The sequence below is a fragment of the Streptomyces sp. CCM_MD2014 genome (genome assembly GCF_000772045.1).
Lineage (GTDB): Bacteria > Actinomycetota > Actinomycetes > Streptomycetales > Streptomycetaceae > Streptomyces > Streptomyces salinarius.
In genome coordinates this window covers 4,494,274-4,517,897 of sequence record NZ_CP009754.1, presented here as the reverse complement: position 1 = coordinate 4,517,897, position 23,624 = coordinate 4,494,274, and the positions used below count along the sequence as shown (strand labels likewise).

18 protein-coding genes and 2 tRNA genes are annotated in these 23,624 nt (G+C 73.9%); 7 read left to right on the top strand and 13 right to left on the bottom strand.

Annotated elements, in window-relative coordinates; translation table 11 throughout:
• Window positions 1–88 precede the first annotated feature (88 nt).
• Both NI25_RS19885 and NI25_RS19880 read left to right on the top strand, forming a co-directional pair.
• Window positions 89–481: an STAS domain-containing protein gene (locus NI25_RS19885; RefSeq protein WP_061443735.1), complete on the top strand. Its 393-nt coding sequence runs from the start codon at window positions 89–91 to the stop codon at window positions 479–481.
• A gap of 94 nt (window positions 482–575) precedes the next feature.
• Window positions 576–1,046, top strand: coding sequence for a PPOX class F420-dependent oxidoreductase (locus tag NI25_RS19880; RefSeq protein WP_061443734.1), 471 nt, complete (start codon window positions 576–578; stop codon window positions 1,044–1,046).
• A gap of 50 nt (window positions 1,047–1,096) precedes the next feature.
• Here the strand turns inward: NI25_RS19880 and NI25_RS19875 are convergent, their stop codons facing one another.
• The 8 genes from NI25_RS19875 to NI25_RS19840 form a co-directional block, all read right to left on the bottom strand.
• Entirely contained in the window at window positions 1,097–1,855 is a 759-nt protein-coding gene (locus NI25_RS19875) for a TetR/AcrR family transcriptional regulator (RefSeq protein ID WP_061443733.1), read from the bottom strand.
• 145 nt (window positions 1,856–2,000) lie between these two features.
• On the bottom strand, window positions 2,001–3,503 hold the full coding sequence (locus NI25_RS19870; protein WP_061443732.1) for an MFS transporter: 1,503 nt from the start codon (window positions 3,501–3,503) through the stop codon (window positions 2,001–2,003).
• 63 nt (window positions 3,504–3,566) lie between these two features.
• On the bottom strand, window positions 3,567–5,747 hold the full coding sequence (locus NI25_RS19865; protein WP_061443731.1) for an ArnT family glycosyltransferase: 2,181 nt from the start codon (window positions 5,745–5,747) through the stop codon (window positions 3,567–3,569).
• Window positions 5,744–7,222, bottom strand: a complete 1,479-nt coding sequence (locus NI25_RS19860) for a bifunctional glycosyltransferase family 2/GtrA family protein (protein ID WP_061443730.1) — start codon at window positions 7,220–7,222, stop codon at window positions 5,744–5,746. Before NI25_RS19860 ends, NI25_RS19865 begins: the two co-directional genes overlap by 4 nt.
• A 14-nt stretch (window positions 7,223–7,236) precedes the next feature.
• Window positions 7,237–8,787: a sensor histidine kinase gene (locus tag NI25_RS19855; RefSeq protein WP_061443729.1), complete on the bottom strand. Its 1,551-nt coding sequence runs from the start codon at window positions 8,785–8,787 to the stop codon at window positions 7,237–7,239.
• On the bottom strand, window positions 8,784–9,521 hold the full coding sequence (locus NI25_RS19850; RefSeq protein ID WP_199560977.1) for a response regulator transcription factor: 738 nt from the start codon (window positions 9,519–9,521) through the stop codon (window positions 8,784–8,786). Before NI25_RS19850 ends, NI25_RS19855 begins: the two co-directional genes overlap by 4 nt.
• A 76-nt stretch (window positions 9,522–9,597) precedes the next feature.
• On the bottom strand, window positions 9,598–10,491 hold the full coding sequence (locus NI25_RS19845; RefSeq protein WP_061443727.1) for an amidohydrolase family protein: 894 nt from the start codon (window positions 10,489–10,491) through the stop codon (window positions 9,598–9,600).
• 89 nt (window positions 10,492–10,580) lie between these two features.
• Window positions 10,581–11,462 (bottom strand): DUF2797 domain-containing protein, encoded by an 882-nt coding sequence (locus NI25_RS19840; protein ID WP_061443726.1) that lies wholly within the window; start codon window positions 11,460–11,462, stop codon window positions 10,581–10,583.
• 106 nt (window positions 11,463–11,568) lie between these two features.
• Between NI25_RS19840 and NI25_RS19835 the strand changes: the two genes are divergently transcribed.
• Window positions 11,569–11,964, top strand: coding sequence for a winged helix-turn-helix transcriptional regulator (locus NI25_RS19835; RefSeq protein ID WP_061443725.1), 396 nt, complete (start codon window positions 11,569–11,571; stop codon window positions 11,962–11,964).
• Here the strand turns inward: NI25_RS19835 and NI25_RS19830 are convergent.
• Window positions 11,954–13,441 carry a peptidoglycan D,D-transpeptidase FtsI family protein gene (locus tag NI25_RS19830; RefSeq protein ID WP_061443724.1) on the bottom strand — a complete coding sequence of 496 codons (1,488 nt, stop codon included), beginning with the start codon at window positions 13,439–13,441 and terminating at the stop codon, window positions 11,954–11,956. The two genes, NI25_RS19835 and NI25_RS19830, sit on opposite strands and share 11 nt — an antisense overlap.
• A 242-nt stretch (window positions 13,442–13,683) precedes the next feature.
• Between NI25_RS19830 and NI25_RS19825 the strand changes: the two genes are divergently transcribed.
• The gene (locus NI25_RS19825) at window positions 13,684–14,112 is read left to right on the top strand and encodes a DUF6010 family protein (protein ID WP_061443723.1); all 429 of its coding nucleotides are present in this window, start codon (window positions 13,684–13,686) and stop codon (window positions 14,110–14,112) included.
• A 54-nt stretch (window positions 14,113–14,166) separates the two neighbouring features.
• On the opposite strand, the gene NI25_RS19820 is transcribed toward NI25_RS19825, so the two are convergent.
• Both NI25_RS19820 and NI25_RS19815 read right to left on the bottom strand, forming a co-directional pair.
• Window positions 14,167–14,239 (bottom strand) — tRNA-Arg (locus NI25_RS19820).
• A 193-nt stretch (window positions 14,240–14,432) separates the two neighbouring features.
• Window positions 14,433–14,523, bottom strand: a tRNA-Ser gene (locus NI25_RS19815).
• Between the two features lie 212 nt (window positions 14,524–14,735).
• Here NI25_RS19815 and NI25_RS19810 point away from each other — a divergent pair.
• Window positions 14,736–15,203 (top strand): SSI family serine proteinase inhibitor, encoded by a 468-nt coding sequence (locus NI25_RS19810; protein ID WP_061443722.1) that lies wholly within the window; start codon window positions 14,736–14,738, stop codon window positions 15,201–15,203.
• A gap of 194 nt (window positions 15,204–15,397) precedes the next feature.
• A complete protein-coding gene (locus NI25_RS19805; protein WP_061443721.1) occupies window positions 15,398–19,813 on the top strand; it encodes a PAS domain-containing protein in 4,416 nt (1,471 codons plus the stop codon).
• 13 nt (window positions 19,814–19,826) lie between these two features.
• Here the strand turns inward: NI25_RS19805 and NI25_RS19800 are convergent, their stop codons facing one another.
• Window positions 19,827–20,405, bottom strand: coding sequence for a TetR family transcriptional regulator (locus NI25_RS19800; protein ID WP_061443720.1), 579 nt, complete (start codon window positions 20,403–20,405; stop codon window positions 19,827–19,829).
• Between the two features lie 140 nt (window positions 20,406–20,545).
• Here NI25_RS19800 and NI25_RS19795 point away from each other — a divergent pair, with 140 nt between their 5' ends.
• Window positions 20,546–21,853: an MFS transporter gene (locus NI25_RS19795; protein WP_061443719.1), complete on the top strand. Its 1,308-nt coding sequence runs from the start codon at window positions 20,546–20,548 to the stop codon at window positions 21,851–21,853.
• 76 nt (window positions 21,854–21,929) lie between these two features.
• Here NI25_RS19795 and NI25_RS19790 read toward each other — a convergent pair whose 3' ends face one another.
• On the bottom strand, window positions 21,930–23,606 hold the full coding sequence (locus NI25_RS19790) for a long-chain fatty acid--CoA ligase (RefSeq protein ID WP_061443718.1): 1,677 nt from the start codon (window positions 23,604–23,606) through the stop codon (window positions 21,930–21,932).
• Window positions 23,607–23,624 lie beyond the last annotated feature (18 nt).

Genomic DNA, 23,624 nt, shown 5'->3' with positions numbered 1-23,624 from the left:
CCGCGCCGCCGCGTCGCGTGGTGGAATGGGGGGCGGGTCAGGAAGCGGCCCGGCCGGAAGCCCGACGGACGTCTGTCAGGTGAGTGCTGTGACCTTCCATCCCCAGCCCTGTGAACCGTGCGAGCCGTGCGATCCACCCGGCTGCGCCGTGCTCGCACTGCCCAGCGAGATCGACTTCTGCAACGCCTCCGGGCTGCTGCCCCTGATCATGACCGTCGTGGAGCAGCGCTCCGACGGCCTGCGCCTGCTCGTCCTGGACCTGTCCGGCACCCGTTTCATGGACTCCCAGGGCGTCCGCCTCCTCTCCGCCGTACGCCGCGGGCTGCCCGGCCACGCCTCGTTGCGCGTGGTGGCCGCCCCGGGAAGCGTGGCGAGCCGCGTCCTCGAACTCTCCGGCCTGCGCCGTGACGTGCCGGTCCACGACAACCTCGCGGAAGCGCTGCGCGCGGAGAGCGGAACGGCGGGCAGCGGACTGCGGTAGGGCGGGGAAGGGGCGGCGGGAGCACGGGGCACGGGAGGGCGGGTGACGGGACGGCGGGGCGGCGGGTGGCGGCCGTGCGGCCTAGGCTGACGGCATGGCACCGAACATCGCGACGAACACCCGTGTCTCCCTGGACGAGTTGCTGGACTTCGTACGCCCCCGGCACCGGGCGATCCTGCTGACCCGGCGGGCCGACGGCAGCCCGCAGGGGTCCCCGCTGACCTGCGGGGTCGACGACGCGGGCCGGATCGTCGTCTCGACGTACCCCGAACGGGCCAAGACCCGCAACGCGCGCCGTGACCCGCGGGTCAGTCTCATCGTGCTCAGCGACGACTGGAACGGCCCCTGGGTCCAGATCGACGGCACCGCGGAGGTCATCGACTCCCCGGACTCCGTGGAGCCGCTGGTGGAGTACTTCCGCAACATCTCCGGCGAGCACCCCGACTGGGACGAGTACCGGCAGGCCATGGTCAAGCAGGGCAAGTCCATCATCCGGGTGCGGCCGGAGAAGTGGGGACCGGTGGCGACGGGCGGCTTCCCGGCGCGGCTGGCGGCGGACGGCTGAGGGCCCCGCCGGCCGGGGGTGTGCGGCCGCGACGTGCGGGCGGCTCCGGGTCAGTCCCGTCCGACCATCGCGTCGATGCCCGCGACGAGCAGGTCGAGGGCGAACTCGAAGTCCCGGTCCAGCATCTCCGCGACGGTGTCGCCGCCCCGGGCCGCCATGATGTCCCGGGCGTCCTCGATGGTGCCCGCGCTGTCCGGCACCTCGGTCACCGCGCGCATGGAGTCCTGGAAGTACTCGTCCGGGCTCAGCCCGGTGTCCGCCACCCGGGCGAGGAAGCGGCTTTCGATGGTGCCGTAGCCGTAGACGAACTGGAAGACGGCGGAGATGGCGCCGGTGAGACGGTGGGCGGGCAGCCCGCTGCGGCGCACCACGTTCTGCACCGACCGGGAGAAGGCCAGCGAGTGCGGCCCGATGTTGAGGTAGGTGCCGACCAGCCGGGACAGCCAGGGGTGGCGCACCAGCAGGGCCCGGTTCTCCCGGGCCAGGGCGCGCAGTTCCTCGCGCCAGTCGAGGCCGGCGTCCGGGTCCGGGTGGCGCAGCTCGCCGAAGACGGCGTCCAGGGCGAGTTCGAGCAGCTCGTCCTTGGTGTCGACGTACCAGTAGACGGACATCGCGGTGACGTTCAGCTCGGCGGCCAGGCGGCGCATGGAGAACCCCGTCAGGCCCTCGGCGTCCAGCAGCCGGACGGTGACCCGGGTGATCCGGTCCCGGTCGAGCCCGGAGGGCTGCCCCCCGCGACGCCCACCGCGCCGGCCCTCCCCGTTCAGCCACACACTGGCCCGGGGCCCCTGCCGCCCTGCCTTCGCCATGCGCACCTACCTCGCTCTCACCATCACCGGTCATGCTAGGCGTCCCTTGAGGGGGCGCGGGGCGTGACAACCTGCTGCTCCGCCGCGCGGGCGCCACCGGCCACAACGGCGCCCCAGCCGCACACCTGCCCCACCGCCCGGGCTCTTAGGCGCCGGCCCGCTCCGCCCTCCGCAGCAACACCGCCGCCACCACCCCGCCCAGCAACACCGCCACCGCCCCCACCGACTGACTGCTCTCCATCCCGGAGGAGAACGCGTCCAGGACGCGCCCCCGCTCGCCCTCCCCCTCCGCCGAGGCCAGCGCCGCGGGAAGCGACGTCGCCGCGACGGGCGTCAGCGCCGCGAACCGGGAGTTCAGCACCGCCCCGAGGACGGCCACGCCCAGCCCGTTGCCGAACTCCGCCAGCGTGCCGTTGACGCCCGCGCCGACCCCCGCCTTGGCCGGCGGGATCGCGCTCATCAGCGCGTGGGCCATGGCCGGGTTGCCGAGCGCGCACCCCACGCCGATCAGCAGCAGCCCCAGCAGTGTGCCGGCGTAGCCCAGCCCGGTCAGCGTGGCGATGGCCACCAGGCCCGCCGACATCAGCACCATGCTCAGCAGCACCGCGACCGGCGTGCCCAGCCCGGCCAGCCACTTCGCCGCCACGCCGGAGAAGTTCAGCAGGACCACCGTCAGGGCCAGCGGCGCCGTCCGCAGCCCGGCCTCCAGCGGGCCGTACCCGAGGACGAACTGCAGGTGCTGGGTGAGCAGGAAGAGCGCGCCGCCCATGCCGAAGGTGATCAGCACGAGACCGGCCACGGCGCCGGTGAACCGCTGGTCGCGGAAGAAGCCGAGGTCGAGCATCGGATACGGAACGCGGCTCTCCCAGCAGGCGAAGAGCGCGAGCACCCCCACGGCGACGGCGGCCGTGGCCAGGACCCTGCCCGACGCCCAGCCGTGCTCGGGGCCGGAGATGATCGCGTAGACCAACGCGGCCATGCCGACCGTGGAGAGGACGGCGCCCGGCAGGTCGGGGCGGTCGCCCTGCCGGTTCTTCGACTCGGGGACCAGGGTCACGACCGCGACCAGGCCGAGGGCCACCACCGGCAGGTTGATCAGGAAGATCGCACCCCACCAGAAGTGGTCGAGGACGAAGCCGCCGATCAGCGGTCCGCACGCGAAGCCGAGCGCGCTGACCGCGCTCCAGATGCCGATCGCCTTCGCGTGCTCGGCGGGCGCGAAGATCTGCATGACCACGGCGAGCGTGGTGGTCAGCAGCAGTGCCCCGCCGACGCCCATGCCGGCCCGCGCCGCGATCAACTGGCCGGTGGTGTCGGCCAGTCCGGCGGCCAGCGAGCCGAGCCCGAACAGGGCGAGACCGGCGGCGAGCATCTTCTTGCGGCCGTACCGGTCGGCCGCGCTGCCCGCGGTGAGCAGCAGCCCGGACTGGACGAGCGAGTAGGCGTTGATCATCCACTGGATGTCCGACGTGGCCGCCCCCAGCTCGTCGGTGAGCGAGGGGATGGCCACGTTCAGCACGGTGTTGTCCAGGACCACCGTCAGCTGGGCGAGGCTGATGACACCGAGGATCAGCCAGCGCTGCGGGTGGCCCCGGACCGGGGGCGCGGTCTCCCGTGCCCTGGAGGATTCCTGCGGGGACGTCGTCATGTTGTACAGCGTATAGCGTTCACTATACGCTGTACAACACCTTCTCGGGCGGGCGCCGGGCGGTCAGTCCGTCGGCGCGGTGAGGTCGTAGAAGGTGGCCGAGCCGACCGTGACCTCCTTGAAGGTGGCCTCGACCCACGAGGTGATCCGCGAGGCGGAGCCGGAGTCGCCGCCCATGCCGCCGCCCGTCCCGCCGCCGGCGATGAAGTAGTGGATCCTGCCGTCCGCCACGTACTCCTTGAACTGCGCCAGGGTCGGTGACGGGTCCGTGCCGTTGAAGCCGCCGATCGCCATCACCGGCTCGCCGGTGCCGAGCTGGTAGCTCGCGGCGTTCTGGGAGCCGACCGCCGCGGCGACCCACGTGTAGGAGTCGGCGTCGGCCGCCAGCAGCTTCTTCGCCTCGGAGCCGACTTCGGCGCCGTTGAGCAGTCCGCCCATGCCGCCGCCCGCGCCGCCCATCCGGCCGCCTTCGCCGGCCGGGCCGTTCTGGTTGCTCTGACCGTTCGGCATCTGTCCGTTCGGTGCCTGGCCGTTCTGGTTGTTCCCCCCGGTGCCCGGGGCGGTGCCGCCACCGGGGAAGCCGCCGCCCCCGGGCCCACCCTGGCTCTGCCCCTGGCCCTGCCCCCGGCCCGGCGCATTCCCGCCGCCCGGGAAGCCTCCGCCCCCGGGCCCGCCGCCCCGCATGCTCGCGCCGGACGGGCCGGCCGTGACGATGGAGCCGCTGTGTCCCTCCCGGACGGTGCTCAGCGTGTACGCGGTGGGCGCGGCCAGCGACGCCACGAGGCCGAGGCCCGCCGCCGCGAGCGCCGTCCGCCGCCCCAGCCGGCCGGCGAAGACGAGCCCGAGTGCGGCGACCAGGCCGCCGGCCAGGACGGGCATCCGCAGCCAGGGCAGGTACTCCGGTGTGCGGCCCAGCAGGACGTATCCCCAGGCCGCGCTCGCCGTGACGGCGGCGGCGAGCGCCAGCGACGCCCAGATCCGTCCCCGTCGCTCCCACAGCGTCGCCGCGCCCATGCCGACGACCGCCGCCAGGTACGGCGCGAGGGCCACCGTGTAGTACTGGTGGAAGATGCCGGCCATGTAGCTGAAGACGGCCGCGGTCGTCAGCAGCGAGCCGCCCCACACCAGGAAGGACGCGCGTACGGCGTCCGTGCGGGCGGCGCGGCGCGTGGCGAGCAGCCCCGCGACGAGCAGGATCAGCGCGGCCGGGAGCAGCCAGGAGATCTGGCCGCCGATCTCGGAGTTGAACATCCGGTCCCAGCCGGTCTCGCCCCACTGCCCGCCGCCACCGCCGCCGGGACCACCGCCGCCGCCGACGCTGCCGGTCTCCTCGCCGTTGAGCCGGCCCAGGCCGTTGTAGCCGAAGGTCAGCTCCAGGAAGCTGTTGTTCTGCGAGCCGCCGACGTACGGCCGGGACGACGCCGGCCACAGCTCCACGACCGCGACCCACCAGCCCCCGGAGACGACGATCGCGGCGGTCGCCAGGGCGAGTTGGCCGAGGCGCCTCCTCAGCCGCACCGGTGCACAGACGCCGTACACGAGGGCGAGCGCGGGCAGGATCAGGAAGGCCTGGAGGGTCTTCGCCAGGAACGCGAAGCCGATCGCGACACCCGCCCACACCAGCCACTTGGACCGGCCGTCCTCCAGCGCCCGTACGACGAGGTAGCAGGCGAGGGACATCAGCAGGGCGAGGAGCGCGTCCGGGTTGTTGAAGCGGAACATCAGCGCGGCGACGGGCGTGAGCGCGAGCACGGCGCCCGCGATCAGTCCGGCCGCGGGGCTGAACCGGCGGCGCACGGCCGCGTAGACGACGGCGACCGTGCCCACCCCCATCAGCACCTCGGGGACGAGGATCGACCAGGAGGAGAGCCCGAGGATCCGTACCGCCAGCGCCATCGGCCACAGCGCGGCCGGGGGCTTGTCGACGGTGATGGCGTTGCCGGCGTCGAGCGAGCCGAAGAAGAACGCCTTCCAGGACTGGCTGCCCGCCTGCACGGCCGCCGAGTAGAAGGAGTTGGCCCAGCCGGACGCGTCGAGGTTGTACAGGTAGAGCAGGGCGGTGGCCGTCAGGAGGGCGAGGAAGGCGGGGCGCACCCAGCGCGGGTCCTCGGGGCGGCCGCGCCACGGCCGGCCGAAGCGGGACCGCCGGGGCCGGTGGTGGCCGGGCGGCGCCGGCGCCTCGGAGGGGGGTCCCCCGTCGTTGTCGGCGGGGGTGTGCACGGCCGGGCCGTAGTGCGTCGTCATCGGGCGTCCCTGGAGTGGTCGGTGTCGGCGTGGCGTACCGGCTGGAGCCGCACGGTGGCGTCGCTCCAGGTCCGGTACGGGTCCGGAAGGTGAGGTTCCGGGCGGTGGGTCTCCGGAAGCCGGGATTCAGGCAGGCGTGACTCCGGCATGCGGGACTCCGGAGAGCGGGACTCCGACAGGCGGGACTCCTGCGGGCCTGGCTCCGGCAGCAGCGGCTTCCCCGCCGGGGCCGTTGGCTCCGCGTCCGGGAAGACCCAGGCGCGGAAGAGCAGGAAGCGCAGCACGGTGGCCGCGAGGTTGGCGGCGATCAGTACCGCCAGCTCGGTGGAGTGGTCCGGGTCGGCGCTCGCCGCGCTCAGGGCGGCCAGCGAGCCGCTGGTCAGCGCCAGGCCGATGCCGAAGACCACCAGCCCCTGCGCCTGGTGCCGCACGGCGCCTCCCCGGCCCCGTACCCCGAAGGTCAGCCTCCGGTTGGCGGCGGTGTTGGCGACGGCCGAGACCAGCAGAGCGAGCGCGTTGGCGAACTGGGAGCCGGCGAAGTGGCGGAAACCGCTGTAGAGGAGGAGGTAGAAGAGGGTGGACAGGGCGCCGACGACGCAGAAGCCCACGAGCTGCCGGGCCAGCCCCTGCGGTACGCCGTTCAGTTCGCGGTCGCGCGGGTCGTCGCCGAAGGGGCGGCCCAGCCGGTCCAGCGGCAGCGAACCGGTGGCCAGGGCCTTGCCGACCCGCCACACGCCCTTGAGGTCCTCGGTCGCCGTGCGCACGATGTGCACGGTGGAGTCCGGGTCGTCGATCCAGTCGACCGGCACCTCGTGGATGCGGCACCCGGCGCGCTCGGCGAGCACCAGCATCTCGGTGTCGAAGAACCAGCCGGTGTCCTCCACCAGCGGCAGCAGCACCTGGGCCACGTCCCGGCGGATCGCCTTGAAACCGCACTGGGCGTCGGAGAAGCGGGCCTGGAGGGAGCCGCGCAGGATGAGGTTGTAGGTGCGGGAGATGAACTCCCGCTTGGCGCCGCGCACCACCCGGGAGCTGCGGGCGAGCCGGGAGCCGATCGCGAGGTCCGAGTGACCGGAGATCAGCGGGGCGACCAGCGGCAGCAGCGCGTTCAGGTCGGTGGAGAGGTCCACGTCCATGTAGGCCAGGACCGGGGCGTCCGACGCCGACCAGACGGTCCGCAGCGCCCGGCCGCGCCCCTTCTGCTCCAGCCGGACGGACCTGACCGCCGGGAGGTCCGCCGCCAGACCGGCCGCGACCTGCGGGGTGCCGTCCGTGGAGGCGTTGTCGGCGACCGTGATGCGGAAGGCGTAGGGGAACGTCCGGGTGAGGTGCTCGTGCAGTCTGCGCACGCACGGCCCGAGGTCCTTCTCCTCGTTGTAGACGGGGACCACTACGTCCAGGACAGGCGTACCGGCTCCTGCGGCCGGGAGGTGCTCCCGCGCCGGCAGGGAGCCGGGAGAAGAGTCGGTTCGCATGGGACCGACACTTCTCAACTCCCCTGTCGTACCCGTGTGGTGAGACTGTGCCGTGCCTGTGAGTGCGCGGACGCGTCCGCCCGGTCCCCGACCGCGGGCAGGTACACGGTGAAGACCGTCCGGCCCGGCGCGCTGTCGACCGTCACACCGCCGCCGTGCGCGGCCGTCACGGCCTGCACGATGGCGAGCCCGAGGCCGGTCGAACCGGTCGCGCGGGAGCGCGCCGAGTCGCCGCGGGCGAACCGCTCGAAGACGTGCGGCAGCAAGGCCGCCGGGATGCCCGGCCCGTCGTCCTCCACGTCCACGCACAGCCACTCCCCGGCGCCCCGCACGCGCGCGGTGACGGTCGTGCCCGGCGGGGTGTGGCTGCGGGCGTTGCCCAGCAGGTTGACCAGCACCTGCTGGAGCCGGGCGGGGTCCGCCGACACGAGGGCCGGTTCGTCGGGCAGGTCGAGCCGCCAGGTGTGGTCGAGCCCGGCGGCGCGGGCGTCGCTGACGGTGTCCACGACGAGCGGTACGAGGTCGGTCCGGCCGAACTCCAGCGGGCGTCCGGCGTCCAGGCGGGCGAGCAGCAGCAGGTCCTCGACGAGCAGGGTCATGCGGCCGGCCTCGGACTCGATGCGGCCCAGCGCGTGCCGGGTGTCGGGGCCGACCCGTTCGCCTCCCCGGCGGGTGAGTTCGGCGTAGCCGCGGATGGAGGCGAGGGGGGTGCGCAGTTCGTGGCTGGCGTCGGCGACGAACTGCCGTACCCGCGTCTCGCTCTGCTGGCGTGCGTGCAGGGCTCCGTGGACGTGGTTCAGCATCCGGTTGAGCGCGGAGCCGACCCGCCCCACCTCGGTGTGCGGGTCGCACTCGGACTCCGGGACCCGTTCGTCGAGGTTCACCTCGCCCGCGTGCAGGGGCAGTTCGGAGACCCGGCCCGCGGTGGCGGCGACCCGGCGCAGGGGGCGGGTGGCGACGCCGACGATGACGGCCCCGGCGAGGGAGGCGGCGACGAGACCGGCGGCGGTGACGCTGGCCTCCACGAGGACCAGGGTGCTGACGGTGCCGTCGGCCTCGTCGGTGGGCAGGCCCGCGTAGTAGCCGTCGTGGTACTCGACGCGGTAGTCACCGAGGCCGGGGATCTCGACGGTGTGCGCCTCGCCGTCCCGGGGGACGGAGGCGAGCGCGGTGCGCTGGTCCTCGTCGAGGGAGACCGGGGTCGTCCTGCTGGGGTCCGTGCTCTCGTCGTCCTTCTTGCCGTACTTGGCGTCGACGACGGCACCGTCCCGCGTCTCGGCGACGATCGTGTCGCGCGGCTGCGGACCGCCGTGCCGGACGAACTCGTCGAGGTCCATCCGCTGCTTGAGCCCGCCCCCGCCCCCCGGTTCACCCGGCGGCCCGAAGCCGGAGACCCGGGCCGCGACCTCGCGCACCTGCCCGTCCAACTGCTCGTACAGGTGCGAGCGCAGCGCGAGGGTCGTCACCGTGCCGATCACCGCGCACACCACCGCGATCAGCGCCACGGACGCGACGACGAGCCGCGTCCGCAGGGTCCGCGGCCGCGGTCGTCGCCGCCGGGTCATGCCGCGGGCTTGATCAGGTATCCGGCACCCCGCCGGGTGTGGATCATCGGCTCGCGCCCCGCGTCGATCTTCCGGCGCAGGTAGGAGATGTACAGCTCGACGACGTTGGCCTGCCCGCCGAAGTCGTACGACCACACCCGGTCCAGGATCTGCGCCTTGCTCAGCACCCGCCGCGGGTTGCGCATCAGGAACCGCAGCAGCTCGAACTCGGTGGCGGTGAGGTGGATGCCGTCGCCGCCCCGGGTGACCTCGTGACTGTCCTCGTCGAGGGTGAGGTCGCCGACGACGAGGACGGAGTCGGAACGCCGGTCGGCGGCGCCGGAGCGGCGGATCAGTCCGCGCAGCCGGGCGACGACCTCCTCCAGGCTGAACGGCTTGGTGACGTAGTCGTCCCCGCCCGCGGTCAGCCCGGCGATACGGTCCTCGACGGCGTCCTTGGCGGTCAGGAACAGCACCGGCACGTCCGGCAGGTCGCGGCGCAGCCGCCCCAGCACGCTCAGGCCGTCCATGTCGGGCAGCATCATGTCCAGTACGACGGCGTCGGGCCGGAAGTCGCGTGCGGCCCGGACGGCGCCGTGGCCGTCGCCCGCGCTGCGGATCTGCCAGCCCTCGTAGCGCAGGGCCATGGACAGCAGCTCGGTGATGGACTGCTCGTCGTCCACTACAAGCACCCGGACGGGGCTCCCGTCCGGCCTCAGCAGTTCGGTGCGCCCCTGGGGCGAGGTCGTGGTCATGGCGGACAGCCTGTCGGGACGCTCTGAGAGGGTTCTTTCCCCAAGCTGTGATTTCTCTGAGAAACCCGCGGGCCCCTCAGCCATCGCCCGGCAGCCCGAACAGCCGGGCCGCGTTGTCGTGGCACACCCCGCGCAGCCACGCCTCCCCCAGACCCAGCCGCTCCAGGGCGTGCAGCTGGTGCAGATAGGGATACGGGATGTTGGGGAAGTCGGTGCCGAGCAGGACGCGGTCGCCGAGGTCCGCCAGCCGGGGCAGCGCGCGGCGCGGGAAGGGCGCGAGCCGCTCGCTGAAGTCGGTGAACGCCATGGTCGTGTCCAGCCGCACCTGGCCGTACCGCTCGGCGAGGTCCAAGAAGTCCTCGTACTCGGGCATGCCCATGTGGGCGACCACCAGCCGCAGCCGGGGGTGGCGGGCCAGGACGCGGGCGATCGGCTCGGGTCCGGTGTGCTTGCCGGGCGCCGGCCCCGAACCGCAGTGGACGACGACCGGGACGCCCGCCTCGGCGAGCACGCCCCACGCCGGGTCGAGCAGCGGGTCGGCCGGGTCGTACGCCCCCACCTGCACGTGCGCCTTGAAGATCCGCGCCCCCGCCTCGACGGCCCGGCGGACGTACGCCTCGACGCCCGGCTCGGGGAAGAGGGTGGAGGTGTGCAGGCAGTCGGGGGTGCGGCGGGCGAAGTCCACCGCCCAGTCGTTGAGCCACTCGGCCATGCCCGGCTTGTGCGGGTAGAGCATGGCGGTGAAGGCCCGCACCCTGAACGCGCGCAGGAGATCGGCGCGTTCGTCCTCCTCCTGCCGGTAGGTGATCGGCCACTCGACGCCGCCGGTCAGCGGCCCGAGGGCGTCGAAGTAGGCCCAGACCTTGCGCAGCACGCGCTCGGGCATGAAGTGCGTGTGCACGTCGACCAGCCCGGGCAGACCGAGCTCCTCCCAGAACCGGCGGACCCGCCCGGCTTCGTGATCACTCATGGGGCCACGATCGCGCCCCGCGCTCCCGGGAACAAGGGGCCGACGAGGGCGGCGGGAGCCGAGGCATCCGGCCCGGGGACGCGGGGTGGTCAGAACAGGCCGTCCTGCACCCCCGCCGCCCCCTTCAGCTCCCGCACGGGCACCGAGCAGGGCTCGCCCCCGGCGGCCACCAGCTCCCACCCCGTCATCAGCCGGGTGTCGAGGACGACGACCCCGCGCTCCGTCGCCAGATGCAGATCCGGCCCGGCGGCCGCCACCAGCCCGCCCCCGATCGCGCCGCCCGCCACCAGCTCGGTCACCTCCGCCACGGCGGCCGGCCCGCGCTCCGCCCCGTCGATCCCGAAGATCCGCGCGTGGTCCACGGCCCGGAACGGCTCCGGCGTCAGCGCCTCCGGCCAGCCGCCCAGCGCGACCGCCCTCGCGTGCAACCCGGCGATCTCGGCCGCCCGGTCCGCCTCCGAGGCGGGCAACGCGGCCCGCACGGCGCGCTTGTGGACGTAGGGGATGCGGTCCGGCACGCCCAGCGCGGCCCGCAGCAGCTCCTCGGTCCGGCGCGCGGCCATCAGCGGCCCGCAGCCCAGCCAGCAGAAGCACACGGCCCCCTGCTCGAGGAGCCGGGCCGATCCCCGTTCGTACGCGGTGATCCCCACCTTGACCAGGCCCGGCCCGAACCACGCCAGATAGACGCGGTACGGCCGCGGATCGTCCGCGACGGTGTCGGCGGCCACGGAGTGGGCCCGGTCGAGGCGCGCGCACTCCTCGCACCGCGCCCCCGTGCTCCGCCCCGGCACGTCCGCCCGCACCGGACACGCGTGCCCCCGCGCCCCCACACAAATCCGCACACCCCCCTCGGTGACCGCGAAGGCCACCCGCTTCCCCCGGACCAGCGCGCTGCGCCGGCCCCCGACCCACGACAGCACGGGGCCGTCCGCCGCCCACCGCAGCCCCGCGCACTTCCATGCCTGTGCCATCCCCACCGACAGTAGAGGGCACCACTGACAACGACACCGGGCCCGGGACGACGTCCGGGCGGACACTCACTCGTGGTGAGCGCCCGCCCGGACGTACCGTACGGTCATGGCCGAAAGTGAACCGATGTGCCCCGAGCGCCTGCTCATGGAGCACGTCACCAGCCGCTGGGGCACCCTGGCCCTGATCGCCCTGCTGGACCGTCCGCACCGCTTCAGCGAACTGCGCCGGGAGATCGGGCAGGTCAGCGAGAAGATGCTGGCCCAGACCCTGCGGACCCTGGAGCGCGACGGCCTGGTCCACCGGGACGCCAAGCCGGTGATCCCGCCCCGCGTGGACTACTCCCTCACCGGCCTCGGCCGCGAGGCCGCCGAACAGGTCCGGGACCTCGCGCGCTGGACGGAACGGCGGCTGACGGCGGTCGAGCGGGCCCGCGAGGCCTACGACGCGACGAGAACCCGACCCGCCGCCGTCCGCACCGGCGTCCCCGGCGTCACTGCTTGAGGACGGCCTCCATCACGCGCTTGGCGATGGGCGCGCCGAGCCCGCCGCCGGAGATGTCCTCGCGGGAGATGTCCATGTCGGTCGGGTCGATGAACACGGCCACGGCGACGGAGGACCCGTCGTCCTTCTTGCCGTAGGACACGAACCAGCCGTACGGCACCTTCTCGTTGACGTCGACACCGCGCTGCGCGGTACCGGTCTTGCCGCCGACCGTGATGCCCTCGATCTGGGCGCGGCGGGCGCTGCCCTCCTTGGCGGTGAACTCCATCATCTCCTGGACCTTCTGCGCGGTCTCGGCGGAGACGGCCTCGCTCATCGTCGCGGGCTCGGTCTTCTCCAGGGTGTCCAGGTCCGGGCCCTTGACCTCGTCGACGATGTAGGGCTGCATCACCTTGCCGTCGTTGGCGATCCCCGCGGTGACCATGGCCATCTGCATCGGCGTACTGGTCAGGCTGCCCTGGCCCATGCCGGTGAGGGCGGTGCCGGGCTTGTCGAGATTCTCGGGGTAGAGGCTCTTGGTGGCGAGCAGGTCGCCGAAGTCGTCGGAGTAGACGTCCTCGTTGAAGCCGAACTTCTCGGCCGTCTCGCGCATCTTGTCCTGCCCCAGCTTGGAGGCGGCGTCGAGGAAGACGTTGTTGCAGGAGTACTGCATGGCGGTCTTCATCGAGGCCTTGTTGCAGACCGCGTCGCCGGCCTCGCTGCCGATCTTGTTGGTGGACTGCGGCAGCGGGTACGGGGAGACGGCGTCCGTGCGGGCGTCGACGTCGGTGACGATGTCGTGCTCCAGCGCGGCGGCCGCGGTGAGGATCTTGAAGGTGGAGCCCGGCGGGTAGGTCTCCCGCAGCGCGCGGTTGGCCAGCGGCTTGTTCTTCTGCTTGTCGAGAGCCACGAAGCGGTCGGACTCCTTGAAGGTGCTGCCCGCGAACACCGACGGGTCGTAGGAGGGCGCCGAGACCAGCGCCAGCACCTTCCCCGTCTGCGGGTCGAGCGCGACCACGGCCCCCCGGGCGCCCTTCAGGTCGGTCAGACCGTCCCAGGCCGCCTTCTGCGCCTTCGGGTCGATGGTGGTGACCACCGAGCCGGGCCGCCGCCCCTCGCCGCTGACCACGTCGGCGAACCGCTGGAAGGCCAGCCGGTCGTCCTTCCCGGTGAGGATGGAGTCATAGGTCTTCTCCAGCAGCGTCATGCCCTGGGCCTGCGAGGCGTACCCGGTGACCGGCGCGTACATCGGCCCGTCGACGTAGGTGCGCTTGTACTTGAGGTCGGTGCTCTCGGTCTCCTTGGAGCCGGTGACGGCCCGTCCGCCGACGACGATGTCACCGCGCGGCGTGGCGAACTGCTCGATCTGCACCCGCCGGTTCTTGGTGTCGGAGGCCAGTTCCGGGGCCCGGACGTACTGCAGCCAGTTCGCACGGATCAGCAGGCCGAGCACCAGGAGCCCGCAGAAGATGGCCACGGCCCTCAGCGGCTTGTTCACCGTCGGCCTCCGTCGAGGCTCGGCCGGTCGGATATCGTCCGGTCGGATATGAAGACTGATCCTCTCAACATGCGCACACCCTAGACACAGTTGCGGACCGTACTCACGTCCGGTCGCCCGCCGCACCGGCCGTGTCGCCCGACTCCAGGGGCACATGACCGTCGAGACCCTCGGCGACAATCCGTCGGAACCTGTCACTCACGCCACTGGGACACCCCCCGTGTCCTGCATAGCGTGCCCGCATGAACCTCGCCGGCCTCCTCCCCTACGTCATGCCGATCGGCATCGGCCTCCTCGTCGTCCTGCTGCTGTCCCTCGTCCCGGACCCGCACCGCCGCCCCCTGAACGCCCTCGGGATCGCCGGGGCCGGAGGCGTCTACTTCTCGGGCGGCGGCCTCGGCGCCTGGGAGCTCCCCTTCGGCGCGCTCATGCTGTACGTCGCCTACCGGGGCCTCACGTCCTGGACGTACATCGGCATCGGCTGGCTGCTGCACACCGCGTGGGACGTCGTGCACCACCTGAAGGGCAACCCGATCCTCCCCTTCGCCCACGACTCGTCCCTCGGCTGCGCGATCTGCGACCCGGTCATCGCCCTGTGGTGCCTGCGCGGCGGCCCGCCCCTGCGGGAACTCGTCCCCGCCTTCACGTCCGGGGAGAAGGCAAAAGCATAGGTACGGGCAGAACAGAAGCCCCGTGGAGATCTCCACGGGGCTTCCGATTCACTGTGCACTCGGCAGGATTCGAACCTGCAACCTTCTGATCCGTAGTCAGATGCTCTATCCGTTAAGCTACGAGTGCTTGTCTTTTTCAGTTTTACCGCCGCTCCCGGCCCTTCCGGCCCGCTCGCGGCGACAGGAAGAACATTACATGACTGCCGCCGTCATGTGAAATCCATTGGCCACACCCCTTGTGACCTGCGCAAACGCCCGACTGAAGCCCGCCGGACAACACGGAAGCCCCGGCCGTGCGGGCCGGGGCTTCGGTGATCGTGCGGAGGCGGAGGGATTTGAACCCTCGATGGGGTGTAAGCCCCAAACCGCATTAGCAGTGCGGCGCCATAGACCGGACTAGGCGACGCCTCCAGACAACATCACCACTCTCGCGTGCGAGCGCGAGTGGCGCGTGCCGATGATGACACAGTTGAGCGCGCTGTCACCAATCGGCCCCTACGGTACTAGGCGGGCAGGCCGCAGGGCAAAGCCCTTACCGCGTGGTCGCCGGACGTCGCGCGTCCGCACGGCGTACTCCGCGGCCGCACGCGCAACGTCGCGGCCGCCGGCGCGTTGGTCAGGTCATGTTCCAGGTCTCCCGCACCCCCGCCGCGCGCCTTCTCGGCGCCGCCGCCCTGTCCGCCGCCGCCCTCGCCTCCGTCTGCGCCGCGCACCCGGCCGCGGCCACTGCCGCCGGTCCCGGCGCTCCCGGCGGCGGCCACCTGACGATCACCGTCCGCGACGCCGGCCCGGGCTTCGACGGCACGTACGAACTGTCCTGCCACCCCGCCGGCGGTGACCACCCCGACCCGGAGGGCGCCTGCGCCGCCGTCGAGGGCGACACCCGGTGGGGCCGGGACACCTTCGCACCGGTGCCCGAGGGCAGCGTCTGCACCATGCAGTACGGCGGCCCGGCCACCGCGCACGTCACCGGCGTCTGGGCCGGCCGCCCCGTCGACGCGACGTACGACCGCCGCGACGGCTGCGAGATCGCCCGCTGGGACCGCATGGTGCCGCTGCTGCCCGGCCTCGGGGGCCCGGCCCGGTCCTAGCAGGGACGACGACGCCTCATCGGCCCGACGGTCACCGGTCACACGTTCTACGTCACTTCCTCGTGCGACCTACGTCCCATCCCTCCCCGCCCGCCGGGCCCCAGCCCTTAGACTCCCTCGGGTGACACGCCGCGGGCCGATTGGCAAGATGGCCCAGGCGGTCGGCAAGTGCGGTAACAGGGAGGAAGCGTCTCGTGAGCAGCAGGCCATCCCGAGGCGCTGCTCGCCTCGCAGCCATACTGGACGCGCTGCCGGACGCGTTGGTCCTGGTCAACGCCAACGGCACCGTGGTCAACGCGAACACCATCGCGCTGGAGGCGTTCGAGACGCCGGGCACCGCGCTGGTCGGCCGGGGTCTGCTGGATCTGCTGCCGCAGTTCGACTCGCGGCTGATCCCGGGCTCCATGCGGCGACCGGACCACATCGACCCGCGGGCGCGCACCAAGCCGACCCGGATGGTCGCCCGGCGCACCGACGGCAGCGAGTTCCCCGTCGAGGTCACCAGCGCCAACCTGGAGACCGGCCAGCAGGCCTACGACACCTACGGCTACACCGGCGACGAGCTGCTGATGCTGGTCGTCCGCGACCTCTCCGGCACCGTCGACACCGAGGCCGAGCTGGCCCGTTCGCAGCGGCAGACCGAGATGATCCTGCGGGCCGCCTCCGAGGGCGTCGTGGGCACCGACACCGACGGGCGGATCGTCCTCGTCAACCCGGCCGCCGCCCAGATCCTGGGCTACCGCGCCGGTGAACTGGGCGGCCGCGAGCTGCACACCCTCGTCCTGCACTCCCGCGCCGACGGCTCCCCGTTCCCGTACGACGAGTCGCCGCTCGCCGACACCCTGCGTTCCGGACGCAAGCACCGGGTGCGCGGGCAGGTGCTGTTCGCCAAGAGCGGGGACCAGCTGCCGGTCGACCTGACGACCGCCCCCGTGCGCGACGGCGACCAGCTCGTCGGCGCCGTGATGACCTTCACCGACCGGCGCCCGTACGACGCCCTCGTCAAGGAGCACGAGGAGGCGGAGCAGCGGCACGCCGAGGAGTTGGAACGGCTCGCCGAGGAGCACGCCTCCGAACTCACCGCGCTGCGCCAGCAGCACGTCGCCGAGCTGGAGGAGCTGCGGGAGAAGCACGCGGAGGAGCTCGCCGCGGACGCCGACCGCTACGCCGCCCTCGGTGAGCGCGAGAAGGACCGGTACGAGGCGCTCGCCGGGCGGCACGAGCAGCTGCTCACCCTCCTCGGCGACTCGCTGCGCGGACCGCTGGACGAGCTGCGCCGGGAGCTGGCCGCGCTGGCCTCCGACGACGCCGGTCAGTTGTGGCCCGAGGCCAACCAGGTGCTGCACCACCTGTCGGCGGGCTACTCGCGCATCACCACCCTCATCGACAACGTCCTCGGCTACCAGCGCCTCGACGTCGGCAACGAGCAGGTGGCCCGTACGAAGGTGATGCTGGACGCCGTCGTCGCCGCGGGTGTCGACGGGGCCGTGGAGCTGATCGGTCCGGGGCGGGTGCAGTTCGCCGTGCACGCGCCGCCGATCGAGGCCGAGGTGGATCCCCGGCTCCTGGCCACCGCGCTCGCCCATCTCGTCGCGGACGTCGCCGGTGTCGACGCCACCGGCAACTCGCCCGTGTCGGCGACGGGCGGGTACCTGGACAACACCGTCGTGGTCGCGGCGGCGCAGCGCGGCGAGGTCGTGCGCATCGAGGTGCGCGGGCCGTACGCCGGCGGGGACCCGGTGCACGAGCCGATCGTGCGCGGGATCGTGCGGGCGCACGGTGGCGTGCTGCAGACGCACGAGGTGCCGGGCATGAGCGGCAGCGCGTTCGTGCTGGAGGTGCCGATCGGGGGCGGGGCCGGGGCGGTCGTCGCCGCCCCGGGCTCCGGGGTGGCCGAAGCGGCCTCCGTCGCGCCTGCCGAGGGTGGCGTCGGCGCGGGCGCGGAGAACGCCGTGGCCCTGCGGGAGCCGGCTCCCGGGGGCGGGCGGCGGCGTGCGCGCCGGGCGTCGGTCGACGCGTTCCTGGAGAGTGAAATCGCGGGGGCGCCGGGCGAGGGCGGCGTCGGGCCCGAGGCGGAGAAGGCCGCTCCGACCGGGCGGCGCAGGCGGCGCGCGGCGCAGGCCGAGAGCGGGCCCCAGGCTCCGGGACAGGCGCAGGTGCCGGAACAGGACGCCGCTTCGGCGCCGCTTCCCGTGCCGGCGCAGGCGGGGCCCGGTCAGGGAGCCGGGGCCGGTGGTACCGGACGTCGGCGCGGGCGGCCCGCGGAGGCTCCGGGTGCCGAGGTCGCCGTGGCACCGCAGGGAGCGCCCGCCGGGGTGTCCGAGGGGGCCGTCGTCATGGCCGGTGAGCACGGCGCGGGGTCCGCGGCGTCCAACACCGGGCTGGGCGGGACCGTGCCGCCGCAGGGGGTGCCCGCGCCCGCCGCCGGCCGACGGGCCGGGCAGGACGGCGGGGAGCAGCACGCGCTGCCCCCGGCCCTGCCCGCGCAGGCCGGGGAGTCCGATCCCGCGAACCCCGCCCCGGCAGACCTGGCGCACACGGACCGGCCGACGGGACGCCGGCGGCGTGCCCTCGCCTCCGCGAACGAACGTGCCGCGGCGCAGGAGGCCGCCCCGCGGCAGGTGTTCGCCCTGCCGCCCGCCGACGCGGACCGTCCGTCCGACGGTACGGCGGAGGCGGCCGAGCCCCAGGGCCCGGCCCGCGTTCCGGGGCAGGCGCCGGCCGGCCCCCTTCCCGTGCCCGGGCCCGCCGCTCCCGGTGACGCCTTGCCCGACGACGGCCGTCACGACGCCGTACCGCACGACCGGGCCGACGACCACACGCCGCCGCAGCCGCACCCCGCCGAGGCGCCCACGGGACGCCGCCGCCGGGCCGGCACCCCCAGGCCGGCCGGAGAACCGGCGCCGGTCCCGGCTCAGCACGCCCCCGCGCAGGGCGTCCCGGTGCAGGGGGCGCCGACGCCGGTGCACGGAGCCCCGGTGCCGGGAGCCCCGGTGCCGTCTCCGGCCGGGGCACCTGTGCCCCCGCCCGCCGGGGCACAGGTGCCCCGGCCCGCCGAGGCCGGTGCCGACGCCCCGCAGCCCGACACCCTGCACCCCGGCGCCGCGGCGCCGGCTGCCCCCGGTCGGCCGGCCCCGGCCCCGGTGCCACAGCCGCAGCCCTGGCCGGCGGCCGGAGACACCCAGGGCGCCGGCACGCCCGTACCGCCGGTACCGCCCGGCGCGGCCGCCGGCCCCGCGACTCCGGCCACGCCTGCCGCGCCCGCCGCGCCCGCCGCCACGGCGGCCCCGGCGGCTCCCCGGAGCGTGCCCGCCACCACGCCGAGCCGGGGCACGCCGCTGCCGCCGGAGAACGCGCCCGCCCCGCGCGCGGCCCAGCCGCTGCCCGCCGAGGCGTCCGCTCCCGTCGACCCGAACTCGACGCAGGGGCGGGCGATCAGCGTGCGCACCCTGGGCCAGGGCGTGCCGTTCAACCGGCAGGCGGTCCAGGTGCAGCAGCCGTCGGCCACGCCCGCCCCGCACCAGCCGACCGGCGGCGGGCGGCGCCGCAAGCTGGGCACGCCGCCCGACCCGGCCGCCACCGCCGCGGCGCAGTCGGCCCGCCCCCACCCGGCCGCGGAGCAGCCGCCCGGCGCGCAGCCCCCCACCCCGCCGCAGCCCACCGCGCAGCCGAAGAAGCAGTCCCCGCCGCAGCCCCAGGAGCAGCCGTCCCCGGCCGGCGGTCAGGGACGGCTGGCGCCGGTCACCGAGGGCGCGGGACGGTCGTACGCCATAGGGGCACCGGACCGGGACGCCGCCGAGGGGCCCGAGCCGCTGGACGGGCCCGGCGGGGCCGTCGAGGTGGCCGACCCGCCGCGTCCGCAGCCGATGGACGACGAGCTGCCGCCGGAGCCGCTGGACAACCCGCGCCGGCTGCTGGTGTGGCCCGCGCCGGACGTCTCCACGCAGCAGGCGCTCAGCGACCGCGGCTACCGGCCGGTGATCGTGAACTCGCGCGAGGAGGTCGACGCGCAGATCGCGGCGTTCCCGGCCGCGCTGTTCGTGGACCCGCTGACCGGGCCCATCACGCGTACGGCGCTCCAGTCGCTGCGGCAGGCGGCGGTGGCGGCCGAGGTGCCGGTGCTGGTCACGGCCGGTCTCGGCCAGGCCTCGCGGGACGCGGCCTACGGCGCGGATCCCGCCGTGCTGCTGAAGGCGCTCGCGCCCCGGGACAGCGAGCAGCACCCGCCGCGCGTGCTGCTGATCGAGGAGCACGCGGAGATCGCGCTGGCGCTGACCGCGACGCTGGAGCGGCGCGGGATGCAGGTGGCGCGGGCGGCGAGCGACGCCGACGCGGTGACGCTGGCGGGGCAGTTCCGGCCGAACCTGGTCGTGATGGACCTGCTGCGGGTGCAGCGGCGCCAGGAGGGGTCCGCCGGGATCATCGACTGGCTGCGCGCCAACGGGCAGCTCAACCGCACCCCGCTGGTCGTCTACACCGCCGCCGTCGACCAGGACGACCTGCCGCGCCTCGCCTCGGGCGAGACGGTGCTGTTCCTGGCGGAGCGTTCCACCAGCGGCGAGGTGCAGTCCCGGATCGTCGAGCTGCTCGCGCGGATCGGGACCAACTGAGGACCGGCGGCTCCTAGCGTTCGACGATCCGGCGGGCCGCCTTCTTGATCGAGTCGCGCAGCCGGTCGCCGTCGCCGTCCTCGCCGCCGACGAGGATGCGCTTCATCTGGGGCACGACGACCGCCCAGTTGGCCATCGCGACCAGCAGGAACAGCAGGTCGGGCGCCGGGATGACGCCGGTGATCACGCCGCGCTCCTGACCGTCCCGCAGGGCGGCGACCTTGCGGGCGTAGTGCGCCTGGCGTTCGCTCTCGTGGGGCAGCTCGGCGGTGCCGTACTCCATGCCCTCCCAGAAGAGCAGCCGCAGCAGCTCGGGGTGGGCGGCGTGGTAGTCCAGCAGGCGGTCGATCCAGCCCTCGATGTCGTCCGGGTCGACGGGGACGGAGATCGCGAGGTCGAGCATCTTCTTCTCGAGAACGGACGCGAACAGCTCGCCCTTGTTGCCGTAGTAGGCGTAGATCAGCTGCTTGTTGGCCCTGGCCTCGGCCGCGATGCGGTCGATGCGCGCGCCGGCGATGCCGTGGCGGGCGAACTCCGCCACCGCCGCCTCGAAGATCCGGGCCTTGGTGGCCTCGGGGTCCCTTGCTGCCATGGGGCCAGGGTAGCGAGGGCGCGGACGGTAACCAACCATTTGGTTGACAGGGTTCGGGAATGCGGGACAGACTCCCGGGGTTGCCTCCAACCAACCAGTTAGTTGCTATCCGGTGCGCGCTCGAAGGAGTCGGTCCGCTCATGCCGTCATCGCCCCCCTCTTCCGTCACGTCGCCGCAGACCGGTCCCGGACGGACCGGCCCCGCGCACACCCCCGGGGCCGCCGGCCCGCCCGGAACCGGCCCGTCCGGTGCCGTCGCCCGGCTCTTCCTCCCCCTGATCGCCCTGTGCACCGCCGTCACGGCCGCCAACATCTATCTCGCGGCGCCGCTGCTCCCCCTCATCGCCCACGACATGGGCTCCACCCCGTCGGGGGTCGCCTGGCTCGCCTCGGTCGCGCAGCTCGGGTACGCGGCCGGCCTGCTCTTCTTCGCCCCGCTCGGGGACAGCGTGAACCGGCGCCGTCTGGTCGCCGTCCTCTCGCTGGTCGCCACGGCGGCCCTGCTCGCCGCCGCCGCGTCGGCCGGCACCGGCGCGCTCGCGGCCGCGGTCCTGGTCGCCTCGGCCGCGACCGTCGTACCGCAGCTGCTCGTCCCGCTGGTCGCCGAGCGCGCCCCCGCCGCACGCCGGGCCCGGCACGTCGCCGCCGTCATCGCGGGCCTGTTCACCGGCGTCGTCGCGGCCCGGGTGCTCGGCGGTCTCGCCGGGCAGGCCTTCGGCTGGCGTGCGGTGTTCGTGGGCGCCGCCGTCCTGACCGCCGTACTGGGGCTGGCGACGGCGTACATCCTGCCGGTGGAGCGGCGGCAGCGGCGGGGGCCGCTGTTCGCGGGGCTCGTCGCGATACCGGGCGTGGTCCGCCGCTCGCCCGATCTGTGGCGGGCGTGCGTGCGGCAGGCGGGGATGTACGGCGCCTGGAGCGCCCTGTGGACCTCGCTCGCCCTGCTCCTCACGGGGGACGGGGGGTACGGCATGACCACCGCCGCGGCCGGTCTGTTCGGCCTGTTCGGGCTGGCGGCGAGCGTCGTGGCGCCGCTCGCCGGTGGTTTGGTCGACCGGTTCGGCGCCGCCAAGGTCGTACGGTCCGCGTACGCGCTGGCCGCCCTGTCGGTGCCGCTGTTCTGGCTGGGCGGGCAGGTGATGGCGGCGCTGTGCGCGGCCGCGGTCCTGGTGCACGCCGCCCTGGTCGCCTCCCACGTCGCCAACCAGACCCTCGCCCTGACCACCACCTCGGCCCCGGCCACCGCCAACACGGCCTACGTCGTCGCCGGCTTCGCGGGCGGCGCGCTGGCCTCGGCCCTCACCGGGCCCGCGTTCGGGCACTGGGGCTGGGGCGGCGTGTGCGCGGTGGCGGGGGCGTGGCTGGTGCTGGGGTGGACGGCCACGGTCGTACGCCCGGCGCGGACTGCGCGCACTCCTCGTACTGCGCGGACTGCACGCACCGCGCGGTGAGGGCGGAGGAGGCGGCGGGGGTGCCGGGCGGGAGGCCGTGGGGCCCCGCCGACCGGCATCCCCGTACCCGTGCCGGTCAGAGGCGGGTGACGTCGAGTCCGCCGTCGGCGTACTGCCTGCGCAGCACCTTCTTGTCGAACTTGCCGACGCTCGTCTTCGGCACCGTCTCGATGACGGTCCAGCGTTCCGGGAGCTGCCACTTGGCGATCTTGCCGTCCTCGGCGAGGAAGGTGCGCAGGGCGGCGAAGTCGGCGGTGGCGCCCTCCTTGAGGACGACGGTGGCCAACGGGCGCTCGCCCCACTTGTCGTCGGGCACGGCGACCACGGCGGCCTCGGCGACGTCCGGGTGGGCCATCAGCGCGTTCTCCAGCTCCACCGAGGAGATCCATTCGCCGCCGGACTTGATGACGTCCTTGGCCCGGTCGGTCAGGGTGAGGAAGCCGTCCGGCGAGATGGTGCCGACGTCACCCGTCTTCAGCCAGCCGTCCTCGCTGAACTTGTCGTCGGGACGCAGCGGCTCCGCGCCGGGGCCGTTGTAGTAGGCACCCGCGATCCAGTTGCCGCGCACCTCCAGCTCACCCGCGGACTCGCCGTCCCAGGGCAGGCGCTCGCCGCCGGGGCCGGTGAGGCGGGCCTCGACGCCGGCCGGGAAGCGGCCCTGGGTGAGGCGGTAGGCGAACTCCTCCGGCGTCCCGACCACGTGGGCGGGCGGCCGGGCGATGGTGCCGAGCGGCGAGGTCTCCGTCATGCCCCAGGCGTGGCAGACCCGCATGCCGAGCGCGTCGAACGCCTCCATCAGGGAGGGGGGACAGGCCGAGCCGCCGATGGTGACCTGGGTGAGGGAGGAGACGTCGCGGGGCTTGGCCGTCAGCTCGGCGAGCAGGCCCTGCCAGATGGTGGGGACGGCGGCGGCGTGCGTGGGGCGCTCGCCCTCGATCATCGCGGCGAGGGGCGCGGGCTGCAGGAAGCGGTCCGGCATCAGCATGTTCACGCCGGTCATGAAGGTGGCGTGCGGCAGCCCCCAGGCGTTGACGTGGAACTGCGGGACCACGACCAGCGTGGTGTCCTGGTCGGTCAGGCCCATCGACTGGGCCATGTTGACCTGCATGGAGTGCAGGTAGATGGAGCGGTGGCTGTAGACCACGCCCTTGGGGTCGCCGGTGGTGCCGGAGGTGTAGCACATGGCGGCCGCGGCCCGCTCGTCCAGCTCGGGCCAGTCGTACGCGGTGGGCTTCCCCGCGATCAGGTCCTCGTACTCGTGCACCTGGACGGCGGCCCCGTCCAGCAGCGAGCGGTCGCCCGGCCCGGTGACGACGACGTGCTCGACGGTCTTCAGGTGCGGCAGCAGCGGGGCGAGCAGCGGCAGCAGCGAACCGTTGGCGATCACGACCCGGTCGGCGGCGTGGTTGACGATCCAGGCCAGCTGCTCGGGCGGGAGGCGGAGATTGAGGGTGTGGAGGATCGCGCCCATGGAGGGGATCGCGAAGTAGGCCTCGACGTGCTCGGCGTTGTTCCACATGAGGGTGGCGACGCGTTCGTCGCCGTCGACGGCGAGGTCCTCGCGCAGGGCGTGTGCCAGCTGGGCGGCGCGGGCGCCGATCTCGGCGAAGGAGCGGCGGTGCGGCTCGTCCTCACCGGTCCAGGTGGTCACCTGCGAGCTGCCGTGGATGGCCGACCCGTGGGTCAGGATCCTCGAAATCAGCAGCGGTACGTCCTGCATCGTGCTCAGCACGGTGTCCTCCCGGGGCGACATTGCCTACGCGGCGGTAAG

Coding starts and splice junctions, on each gene's coding strand:
- NI25_RS19880 (WP_061443734.1), top strand. CDS start 576: ATGGCACCGAACATCGCGACGAACACCCGTGTCTCCCTGGACGAGTTG.
- NI25_RS19875 (WP_061443733.1), bottom strand. CDS start 1,855: ATGGCGAAGGCAGGGCGGCAGGGGCCCCGGGCCAGTGTGTGGCTGAAC.
- NI25_RS19870 (WP_061443732.1), bottom strand. CDS start 3,503: ATGACGACGTCCCCGCAGGAATCCTCCAGGGCACGGGAGACCGCGCCC.
- NI25_RS19865 (WP_061443731.1), bottom strand. CDS start 5,747: ATGACGACGCACTACGGCCCGGCCGTGCACACCCCCGCCGACAACGAC.
- NI25_RS19860 (WP_061443730.1), bottom strand. CDS start 7,222: ATGCGAACCGACTCTTCTCCCGGCTCCCTGCCGGCGCGGGAGCACCTC.
- NI25_RS19855 (WP_061443729.1), bottom strand. CDS start 8,787: ATGACCCGGCGGCGACGACCGCGGCCGCGGACCCTGCGGACGCGGCTC.
- NI25_RS19850 (WP_199560977.1), bottom strand. CDS start 9,521: ATGACCACGACCTCGCCCCAGGGGCGCACCGAACTGCTGAGGCCGGAC.
- NI25_RS19845 (WP_061443727.1), bottom strand. CDS start 10,491: ATGAGTGATCACGAAGCCGGGCGGGTCCGCCGGTTCTGGGAGGAGCTC.
- NI25_RS19840 (WP_061443726.1), bottom strand. CDS start 11,462: ATGGCACAGGCATGGAAGTGCGCGGGGCTGCGGTGGGCGGCGGACGGC.
- NI25_RS19835 (WP_061443725.1), top strand. CDS start 11,569: ATGGCCGAAAGTGAACCGATGTGCCCCGAGCGCCTGCTCATGGAGCAC.
- NI25_RS19825 (WP_061443723.1), top strand. CDS start 13,684: ATGAACCTCGCCGGCCTCCTCCCCTACGTCATGCCGATCGGCATCGGC.
- NI25_RS19810 (WP_061443722.1), top strand. CDS start 14,736: ATGTTCCAGGTCTCCCGCACCCCCGCCGCGCGCCTTCTCGGCGCCGCC.
- NI25_RS19800 (WP_061443720.1), bottom strand. CDS start 20,405: ATGGCAGCAAGGGACCCCGAGGCCACCAAGGCCCGGATCTTCGAGGCG.
- NI25_RS19795 (WP_061443719.1), top strand. CDS start 20,546: ATGCCGTCATCGCCCCCCTCTTCCGTCACGTCGCCGCAGACCGGTCCC.
- NI25_RS19790 (WP_061443718.1), bottom strand. CDS start 23,606: ATGTCGCCCCGGGAGGACACCGTGCTGAGCACGATGCAGGACGTACCG.